This is a genomic window from Streptomyces sp. NRRL WC-3549 (genome assembly GCF_000721935.1).
Lineage (GTDB): Bacteria > Actinomycetota > Actinomycetes > Streptomycetales > Streptomycetaceae > Streptomyces.
The window spans coordinates 2,434-12,214 of record NZ_KL585383.1 but is presented as its reverse complement, the minus strand read 5'-3'; the positions used below and the strand labels follow the sequence as shown (position 1 = coordinate 12,214).

At 67.4% G+C, this 9,781-nt stretch carries 8 protein-coding genes and 2 pseudogenes; 7 read left to right on the top strand and 3 right to left on the bottom strand.

The features are described from left to right. Positions 1-180 (bottom strand): annotated as a pseudogene (locus tag IH13_RS44280) (alpha/beta hydrolase); the annotation flags it as partial. A gap of 69 nt (positions 181-249) precedes the next feature. On the opposite strand from IH13_RS44280, the gene IH13_RS0102225 reads away from it, so the two are divergent. From IH13_RS0102225 to IH13_RS0102215, 3 genes and pseudogenes are all read left to right on the top strand, one after another. Then, positions 250-867, top strand: a complete 618-nt coding sequence (locus tag IH13_RS0102225; RefSeq protein WP_031080564.1) for a TetR/AcrR family transcriptional regulator — start codon at positions 250-252, stop codon at positions 865-867. Between the two features lie 735 nt (positions 868-1,602). Continuing rightward, positions 1,603-3,233: pseudogene (locus IH13_RS36535) on the top strand (TlrC/CarA/OleB/SrmB family ABC-F type ribosomal protection protein). Next, positions 3,230-3,871 carry a KR domain-containing protein gene (locus IH13_RS0102215; protein WP_031080563.1) on the top strand — a complete coding sequence of 214 codons (642 nt, stop codon included), beginning with the start codon at positions 3,230-3,232 and terminating at the stop codon, positions 3,869-3,871. Before IH13_RS36535 ends, IH13_RS0102215 begins: the two are co-directional and overlap by 4 nt. Positions 3,872-4,199: 328 nt before the next feature. On the opposite strand, the gene IH13_RS40335 is transcribed toward IH13_RS0102215, so the two are convergent. Then, positions 4,200-4,697 carry an Imm1 family immunity protein gene (locus tag IH13_RS40335; protein ID WP_234433193.1) on the bottom strand — a complete coding sequence of 166 codons (498 nt, stop codon included), beginning with the start codon at positions 4,695-4,697 and terminating at the stop codon, positions 4,200-4,202. After that, positions 4,687-4,878: a DddA-like double-stranded DNA deaminase toxin gene (locus tag IH13_RS41970; RefSeq protein WP_110084960.1), complete on the bottom strand. Its 192-nt coding sequence runs from the start codon at positions 4,876-4,878 to the stop codon at positions 4,687-4,689. Before IH13_RS41970 ends, IH13_RS40335 begins: the two co-directional genes overlap by 11 nt. Before the next feature lie 982 nt (positions 4,879-5,860). On the opposite strand from IH13_RS41970, the gene IH13_RS0102210 reads away from it, so the two are divergent. The 4 genes from IH13_RS0102210 (at position 5,861) to IH13_RS36530 (ending at position 9,581) form a co-directional block, all read left to right on the top strand. Then, entirely contained in the window at positions 5,861-6,229 is a 369-nt protein-coding gene (locus IH13_RS0102210) for a VOC family protein (protein WP_031080562.1), read from the top strand. Between the two features lie 493 nt (positions 6,230-6,722). Then, a complete protein-coding gene (locus tag IH13_RS40330) occupies positions 6,723-7,079 on the top strand; it encodes an effector-associated constant component EACC1 (RefSeq protein ID WP_031080561.1) in 357 nt (118 codons plus the stop codon). Further along, a complete protein-coding gene (locus IH13_RS44275; RefSeq protein WP_082317493.1) occupies positions 7,076-7,807 on the top strand; it encodes a caspase family protein in 732 nt (243 codons plus the stop codon). The genes IH13_RS40330 and IH13_RS44275 overlap by 4 nt, the downstream gene beginning before the upstream one ends. A gap of 76 nt (positions 7,808-7,883) precedes the next feature. After that, the gene (locus IH13_RS36530) at positions 7,884-9,581 is read left to right on the top strand and encodes a tetratricopeptide repeat protein (protein ID WP_420713333.1); all 1,698 of its coding nucleotides are present in this window, start codon (positions 7,884-7,886) and stop codon (positions 9,579-9,581) included. Positions 9,582-9,781 lie beyond the last annotated feature (200 nt).

The window sequence follows — 9,781 nt, the reverse complement described above, 5'->3', positions numbered from 1 at the left end:
CCGCCACATCGCCGCGACGACCGCGATCCCGACAGCCGCGGACCATGCGGCTAACCCCGATCCCGCGCCATCGGTGGCGACGATCAGCGCCAGGAAGAGGGCGACCAGCGCCACTACCGCGGCGGTGGCCGCCAGCAGGCGGCCGACAAGGCGCAAGGGACGTATGACGGACGGTGGCATCGTGAGCTCCTCGGGAGTTTTGGAACGCTGTTTTGAAACGATGTTATCACCATGGGTACACTGCTTTGCATGGGAAGGCCGAGAACCAACGACGCCGACGTCAGAGAGCGGCTCATCGCATGCGCGACCGAGATGTTCGCCACCCGCCCGCAGGAGTCGGTCACGGTCCGCGCGCTGGCCACCGCCGCAGGAACGTCGACTGCGGCGGTGTACACGTTGTTCCAGGGGAAGGACGGAGTGATCCGCGAGGTACGCGACCAAGCGGTCGCCGGCCTGTTCCAGTACCTGACGGCCGTTCCCGGCTCTGAGGACGCCCTGGAGGATCTGTACGCGTTGGCCGTGGCGTATCGCCATTGGGGACGCGAACACGGCTACCTGTACGCGGTGTTGTTCGGTGGCGCACAGTCCTTCGCACCGTCGACCCGGGTCGGCGACCGAGACCCGGTGCGACCGCTTGTCGCGGCGATCGACCGTGCCGTGGCGGACCAGATCCTCGCGGGCGACACCACACTGATCGCCGTCTCGTTGTGGATCGCCCTGCACGGGCTCGTGACCCTCGAACTCGCCGGAGGCCTCGACGGCAGCGCAGCCGAGACCGCGTTCCGGTCAACGATCGATGCCGTACTGCGCGGCTGGGCGACCCCCGCCGCCTTCCCTGGCCTTCGGCTCCCGGACCCGGCGCCGTGAAGCGGCTGCTCCGCAGCCACACGAACACGGCCGGCAGAGGATTGGGCCCGGCGCCGGAGGCTGAGTGGTGGAGCGGCGGCCGAGGAAGTTGACGTGGTCCAGCCCCTGTGGTGGCAGACCACCTCCAGGTGCTCCGGGGCGACGAGTCCGGCGACGTGGGCGGTGATCCGCAGCGGGATGACCGGGCCTGCTGCGGCTTCCGCCTGGCTGACCTGAATTCCGTGCGCGAGGTCCCGGCCACAGCTGGGCGGTGTGGTCACGAACTGCCGGTCGCCGATCTCGTTGAGGACGTCCCGGGCTTTCCCGGCGGAGGACGGCCGCCGCGCCGGGTCCTTGGCCCTGAGCTGGGTGACGAGCCTCTCCAGCTAACGGGCGCGTGGGGTGGGGACAGCCCTCCCGGCGAAGAGGCCGGCTATTCACGCTGTCCGCGCCGGTGCGGTACGCGTCGTCGCCGGTCGATCGTGGGGTGCGCCCGCCTCTGTTGCACCCTTCTGCCACCTCACCGAAAAAACTGCTTGCAGCCACACGGACTCCCCGTCTACGGTGCTGCGCATGGGTTCTCTGTGATATTCCCCGTGCGGCCGCGTTGAGCTTGGCTCCGCCGTCGTACGTTCTCCTCCGTGCTTCCGCTCCTCCTGTGATGACGTCTGTTCGGCGTGCCACGGAGCGTTTCCGGCGTGCGCGGATGCGTCCATCCACCCGTGCCGACCGGCCCGGCCGAGAACAGGGGAATGCATGTCTACTGCGCAGCTGTCTCTTCAGAACGTCACCCGCCGCTACGACGACCACGTCGTGCTGGACGACGTGTCCTTCAGCATCAAGCCAGGCGAGAAGGCCGGCATCGTGGGCGACAACGGAGCCGGAAAAACCACCCTGCTGCGACTGATCGCCGGGCAGGACCGACCCGACAACGGCGAGCTGACCGTTGTCGCACCAGGCGGCTCGGGCTATCTGGCCCAGTCGTTGGCCCTGCCCCCCGAGGCCACCGTCCAGGCCGCAGTGGATATGGCTCTTGCCGACCTGCGTGAACTCGAAGCGCGGATGCACCACGCCGAAGCCGGGCTCACGGGCTTGACGGGGGCGGCGCTCACCGCCGCGCTGGACGCCTACGCCCAGATGGTCGCCCAGTACGAGGCGCGCGCCGGCTACGAAGCCGATGCCCGGGTGGACATCGCCCTGCACGGGCTCGGCTTGCCGGGTCTGGCTCGGGACCGGACCCTGGGCACGCTGTCGGGCGGTGAGCGGTCACGGCTGGCGTTGGCCGCGACCTTGGCGTCCCAGCCGGAGCTGTTGCTGCTGGACGAGCCGACCAACGATCTGGACGACCAGGCGGTGGGCTGGCTGGAGGCACATCTGCGGGCGCAGCGCGGCACTGTGCTCGTGGTCACCCATGACCGGGTGTTCCTGGAACGGGTCACCACCACGATCCTGGAGGTCGGCGAGGGCAAGGTGACGCGTCACGGTGACGGCTACAACGGCTACCTCGCCGCCAAGGCCGCTGAGCGGCGGCGCCGTCTGCAGGAGTACGCGGACTGGTCCGCGGAACTGGCCCGCAATCAGAAGCTGGCCGCCACGAACGTGGCACGGTTGGAGGCGATCCCTCGCAAGCTGCCGGCGGCTTCCGTGCCCGCGGCCGTGGTCACGGGGCGATGGTCCGTATCCGCAATGCGAAGGAGCGTGTCGAACGGCTGACGGACAACGCTGTCGCGCCGCCGCCCGAACCGCTGGTGTTCGCCGCACGGATGACCACCGCCGACGGTCAGATGTCGCAGGCCGCGGCGGAACTCACCGGCATCCGTGTCGAGGACCGACTGCACGTACCTTCGCTGCGGATCGGCGGCGAGGAGCGGCTGTTGGTCACCGGGCCCAACGGGGCCGGCAAGACAACTCTCATGCGGGTGCTGGCGGGTGAGCTGCGGCCCGATGAGGGGACGGTGCGCACGCGGGGCCGAGTCGGGCACTTGAGACAGGAGGGGACACCGTGGCCGCCCGGCCTGACAGTCCCACAGGCGTTCGCCCACGGCCGCGGGGGCACACTGGATGAGCGTATCGACCAACTGTTGTCCCTCGGCCTGTTCAGCCCTGTCGACCTGCGCCTGAAAGTGGGCGAACTGTCCTATGGACAGAGGCGCCGGATCGAACTGGCTCGCCTCGTCAGCGAACCCGTCGACCTGTTGCTGCTGGACGAGCCCACCAATCATCTCTCCCCCGTCTTGGTCGAAGAACTGGAAGGAGCCCTGGCCTGCTACCAAGGCGCGGTCGTCGTCGTCACCCACGACCGCCGCATGCGAACCCGCTTCACCGGCAGGCACGTGGAACTGAACGCCGGCCACGTCGCACCATCCCAGGAGACCGCAGCGGGATGAAGCCCACAGGTCGCCTTGTCACCGGCGGCAACGGCGTGATCGTCGCCCGGCACCTGGTCGCGGAGCGCGGCGCCGGGCGAACTCGTTGCCGAACTGACCGCTCTCGGCGCCACCGCCAGGTCGTGGGGCGCGAAGTCACCGGATGTGCCGCCGTCCAGGGCCTGTTGGCCGGCATCAGCACCGATGCCCCGCTGAGCGTTGTCATCCACACGGCGGGCGCCCCGGACGACGGCACGCTCGGCACCCTCTCCGCCGCGCAGACGACGCGGGTGCTGGAACCGAAGCCCGGTGCGGCACTGCACCTGCACGAGCTGACCCGCGCCCTGGATCTGTCGGCGTTCGTGCTGTTCTCGCGTCCGCGGCGCCGCCGCTCGGCGGACCAGGGCAGGGCGACCACCACGCCGCGATCAGATCGGGGCCAGGCTGGGCCTGGTCCCGATCGCTCCGGATCCGGCCCGGTGCTGTTGTCCTGTCCGCTGATTGCTGCGGCGTCGAACACCTTCTGCTTCCGAGCGCCGCCGTCCGCCTCCGAAGCCAGGAACGTCACGTGTGCCTCGGACAGCTGCCCGACTCTGCCGATCACATCGTGCAGGCTCCGGCCGAGTGGCTGGCTTGTCTCATTCATGGCCTCGGCGTAGGCGCTGAGAGCCTCGCGCGCCTCGCGGGCTCGGGCGACCGCCTCCTGAGAGAGCCGTGGGGCTCGCGGCTCCTCCTCCAGGGCCCTTCCCAGCTCCTGAGCGACGGCTCGACGGCTGGCGTTGCGGCTGTGCAGAGGCAGGGCGCACGAGTCGAGTCCGACGAACTACAGTCGATCCAGCACCACGTCGAACGCGGCAGCCCTCTCACTGACGAACAGCACGCTGCGGCCCGCGTGCATCGAGCCCCTCGAAGAGTTCCTCGGCCGACGTATGCACGATCTCCAGGGTCGCCGCCTTGGTGTGCCTGAAGTTGAGGAGTCGATCGAGGCTAATCTTCTTCTACGTAGAGCTCTCCGGTGTAATGCCCCTTTGTCCATTGCACCTGCGTAGGACGGAAACCTGTTCCTTCGCGAAAGTATTCTTCCACCACTGGGTGAATGCTAGACAAGGGCACTGCGCTGAGTCGGTCGAAGAACGTGGGGCACGACGGATCAGAAAGGACTTTGGGATCCGAGTGCGGAGGGTTCGGGTTCAGAGACACCCATGCGTGGTTCGCGATGTCATGACCCAGCTCTGCAGAAATTTGATGGGACAGCATTCCGTCGGAATACCATAGAAGCCCTCCGTGCCCTGTTGAAAAATTGATCCCGATGGAAAGCACGTTGTCTGGCGTTGTCGCGTAGTTCTTGTCGGCTGCTACGTCCCAGATGACTTGAAATGCCAAGTCTGCTGAGGGCTTAATCCGGTGACTGTCAGTGAATAGGGCATAGAGGTATTCGTCCACTGCGCTTTGGGTCTCCAGATATACTGGTGTTTCACCCAACACCTTTAGCGTCATTCGGGCCTCGATCCCCCAAAGTTTTCTTGCCTCCAGGATGGTACACGGTGAGCTTGGACCCGACAGACAGGGTGTACCCGACCGCGTCCTTGCGGTTCTGAGCTTTAGCGCATACTTCGACGTTGTTGTTGATGGCGACCGTGGCACTCTTCATGTCGTTGGCGTCCATTCAGACTGCATATTCTGTTTCGACATGCGAAGGTGCCTTGTGCTTTGTGTTTTTTCCTGCCGGGAACCCCTTTTTGCCGGCCAACTCCTTTTGGGCATCCGCCCACAGAGGGTCGTACGAGTTCCCTTATCCGTCGTACCGCTTCTCCCCACTCTTCATTTGCTCGATGCCTGGCGGTAGATCCGGAATGGGATCACCGTTGTCATCCAGCAACTCGCCGACCGTTTTATCTCCATCATTCCACTCGGGGGGCGGAAATACTTTTTACCCATTTGGGGCAGTCATCGGAGGCTGCTGTGAGGCTCTTTGGATTTTTTTGCGTCGGCTGCAAGGCAGTCCATAGCACGTCTGGCTCCGCGAGCAGACTGAAGAGTTTCGACGCCTTCGTCGATTTTTCCGAGGAGTTTGTGTTTGCCCCACGGGGGCAGACCGGTTGCAACCAGAGCGCAGTCGGTGGCTACAGGGTTGGCAATACATTTTTCGATGTCGGCGAGGCTGGTTATCCCTCACACCAAGTTATGTGCGGTGGTGCCAGGCTGTGCTATGTCGTAGACCCACCGGAAGATCGGCAGCTGGCAGGACAAGGCCGTTCAGCAATAGGGACTGGGGCTGGGCCGGCGCCCCGGTCGGGCGTCGAGCGTCGGTGGTGGCCGGCTCGGGCGGCGTGAGGGGCTTGGACGCAACCGGGTCGTGGGCAACGGCAGCGTGCGCCCCGGAGGGCGAGATCCACCAGGTCGGCGGTGAACCGTTCGCCGTGCGCGTCCGTGACGTCGTGGCGGTCGTCACCGACGCTGGCGGCTTCGGCGTGCTCGGCGCCTCGTCCCACACGCCGGAGCAGCTGGAGTACGGACTCGCCTGGGTCGCCCCCACGCGCGCGTACCAGCCACCGCCCTCGCTCTCCTGGCGCGGCGAGGTCCGGCCGATGAGTTCCGCCGTCCCGGACGATCTACCCAGCAACATGACCGTTCGCGACAGGAGTGCCATGTCCACCATTCAGCCAGTGATCCTGACAGCCGACCAGAAGGCCCTGGCCGACTTCTACACGCAGTTGTTCGGTGCCGAGGAGGTCTTCCGGGTACCCGAGGAGGGCCCGGCCTTCTATCTCGGCCTGCGCATCGGCGACACGGACCTGGGGGTGGTGGCCAAAGCGGACGCGGAGACCGAAGCGGCGCCGCGGATCCTGCTGAGCATCGCCGTCGACGACGTCGACGAGGTACTCGGCCGCGTGGAGGCCCTGGGCGGCTCGGTCCGCAGCGGTCCTGCCGACATGCCGTGGGGACAGCGCGTTGCCCACATCCAGGACCCCGACGGCAATGCGGTGAACGTGACCCAGCCGATCCCGGCCCAGTGACCACCGGCCCCGGTGCTTGCGCGGATCGTGGGCTGATCGCGGCAGAGATCATTCGCAGAAGGCCGACAACGACGCGGACCGGCCGGCAGGCCGGCGGCCGGCACGGGCCTGAACAACCTCCCGGAGGCCACGGCTGGGACGCCTCACCCACCAAGGCTTCCTCACTCGACTCGGACGAGGTCGCCACCAGAAACGGACTTGACGGCCACTGAGGCCGGGAACGTTTCAATCGGTCTATGCTGCGGGCGAGTTGGATCAGTCTCAGGGGAGGCCGCAGAGGGGCGTCGCGGCTGTCGAGGAAGCAACCGCGGATGTGGGCGGGAGCCGGGCACCGCCCGGAGTACCGACGCAGGGGGGCCGGTCCGACGCGTTCTCGGTGCGGTTCGGTGGCGCTCGCGGCCCCATGGCCCGGAGCGGACGGTGATCACACCTTCGCGGCGTTGACCGAACCTGTCGGCATCGATCGTCAGATTGAGTGGAGGAGAAGACAGCCATGGAGCTGCAGCTGTGGGTCGAAGGGGCCGATCCGGTTGAAGAGCTGGAGGACCTGGGGGACTGGCTGAGTCAGGAACCGGAGCTTCGAGGGCGGGTCAGTCCGGCTCCGGCGATCCCGTCCGAGGGCGAACTCGGCGGACTGCCTGAAGTCCTGATCGCAGCACTGGGAGGCGGTGGCGTAGCCAGCGCGCTGGCTACATCCTTGAGCGCGTATCTGTCCCAGCCCCGGCGCCGTTCCATCCGCATCAAGATCAAGGGGCCGCAGGGCCAGGAGGTCGAGGTGGACGCGCAGTGCGCGGGTGACGCCGAACGTCTCCTGCGGATCGCGCTGGGGCAGGGGGAAGGCCCTCAGTGACAGGTCGCGGTATCGATCCAACACGCTCACGTATCGTCCTTCTCGGCTCAGCCTCGTACGACGACGAGCAATTGGCTGACGTGCCGCAGATCTCGGCCAATGTGCGGGATTTGACGGCCGTCCTCACCGACCCCGGACTCGGCGGGTTTCCCGGCGAGTGCTGCGTCACCATCCCGCCTCAGGCGACCGGCAGGGCGGTCGGGCAGATATTGCACCGGGCGGCGAACGAAGCCGAGGACCTGCTGCTGTTCTACTTCGTCGGCCACGGCATACCGGTAGGTCGCTCCCACGAGTTGTACCTCGCCCTCCACGAGACCGCCATGGACGCCGTGGAGTACAGCGCGCTGCGGTTCGACACGGTGCGCGGGACCTTCCTGGGCAGTAGGGCCAAGAATCGAGTGATCATCCTCGACAGCTGCTTCAGCGGGCGTGCCATCGGCACCACCTTGAGCGCCGGCCAGCAGGAAGTTCTCGGGCAGCTGGACATCCAAGGAACCTACACACTCACCTCCGCGCCGCCCAACAGCACGGCGCTGGTGCTGGCCGACGAGGAACACACCGCGTTTACCGGGCGGCTCCTCTCCCTTCTGCGTGAGGGCGCCCCGCACACCGGCCCGGTGGTCACCATGCAGGACATCTACCGGACCCTGTACGGCCGGTTCACGGCAGAACGACTGTCTCTTATACACATCTCTCGCCGACCAGCTCGGACTCGTCCTCAACCGTAGGGCCGCCACCGACAGCCCGCTCACCGGCCCAGGCCCTTCCCCACAGCCGCCGGCGCATGATCCCCGGGCTGATTCTCTGACCCTCCAACATGACAAGGCCGTCGACCTTGCCGAGGAGGGGCACAGGGACGAGGCCCTTTCACTGTTCGAGCAGGTCGCCGAGGGGCGAGCCCGGGTGTTGGGGCCCGAGGACCCGGACACTCTCGAAACGCTCCATCAGCTCGCCGCCACCTACGGTGAGGCGGGGCGTGATCAAGAAGCGTCGGACCTGGGGCGGCGGGTGGCTGATGCCCGTACCCGGGTGCTGGGACCCGAGGACCCGCGCACCCTCGACACCCTCCACGACCTGGCTATTACCTACGAACAGTTGGGCCGTGAGCGGGAGGCGTTGGACCTCAGGGAGCGGGTGGCCGAGGTGCGTACCCGGGTGTTGGGGTCCGAGGATCCGGACACTCTCGAAACGCTCCACCAGCTCGCCGCCACCTACGGTGAGGCGGGGCGTGATCAAGAAGCGTCGGACCTGGGGCGGCGGGTGGCTGAGGCCCGCGCCCGGGTGCTGGGGCCCGAGGACCCGCGCACCCTGGAAACGCTCGACGTCCTCGCCCTGGCCTACGCCTCGCTGGGTCGCGTTCAGGAGGCGGTCGAGCTGTGGGAGCGGGTGGCCCGGGTACACGCCCGCATCTTGGATCCCGACGATCCTGATGCCCTCGACACGCTCCACGTCCTCGCCTCTGCCTACAGTGAAGTAGGACGGGTGCAGGAGTCGGCCGACACGGGGAAGCGAGTGGCCGAAGCACGTGCCCGAGTACTCGGACCGGAGGACCCGGACACCCTCGAAAGCCTTCACGGCCTCGCCCTTTCCTACGACCAACTAGGCCGGGAACGGGAAGCGCTGGATCTCCGGGAGCGCGTGGCTGAGGCGCGTGCCCGGGTGTTGGGGCCCGAGGACCCCGCCACTCTGGAAACCCTCTACGACCTCGCCGTTTCCTACGACCAGCTGGGCCGTGAGCAGGAGGCGTTGGATCTCCGGGAGCGGGTGGCTGAGGTGCGAGCCCGCATCCTGGGGGCGGACGATCCCGACACCCTGCGGGCCGTGCGCAGCCTCGCTGTCTCCTACAGCACGGTGGGTCGCGTTCAGGAGGCGGTCGAGCTGTGGGAGCGGGTGGCCCGGGTACACGCCCGCATCTTGGATCCCGACGATCCTGATGCCCTCGACACGCTCCACGTCCTCGCCTCTGCCTACAGTGAAGTAGGACGGGTGCAGGAGTCGGCCGACACGGGGAAGCGAGTGGCCGAAGCACGTGCCCGAGTACTCGGACCGGAGGACCCGGACACCCTCGAAAGCCTTCACGGCCTCGCCCTTTCCTACGACCTGCTGGACCGTGAACAGGAGGCGCTGGACCTGAAGGCGCGGGTGGCCGAAGCCCGTACTCGCGTCCTTGGACCTGAAGACCCCGACACCCTCGAGACGCTCTGCGGCCTCGCTCTCTCATACAGCGTGGTGGGGCGCGATCAGGAGGCGGTGAGTCTGGGCGAGCGGGTCGCCGAGTCCTGTTCCCGTGTCCTGGGGCCCGACGATCCTGCAACTCTGGAAATGCTCGACACCCTTGCCGACCTGTACGACAGTGTGGGACGCCATGCACAGGCCCGGGCGGTGAAGAAGGCGGCGAAGGCGGCTCGCGCGCAGGGCCGGCGCGACTCCGCGCCGCCGTCGGCACCAGGCCACGGCATCGAGCCGGAGAGGGGACGCGGCTGGTTCCGTCGGCGCGCCTGACCGCGCAGAGCTTCGGGGACGTCAGCTGAGAAGGCGCGTCTCATCCGGTCCCGCGCGATCAGTACGTCGCTGGGTGCGGTGGCGCACACAACCAGCAGGGCCGCCGCCCTGATGTGTCGGGCGGCGGACTTGCGGGCGGCGCCGGGGGTCCGGCGCCGCCTCGGTCCTGTGGTGTCCTGCGGGGTAAGGCCGGGGTCAGG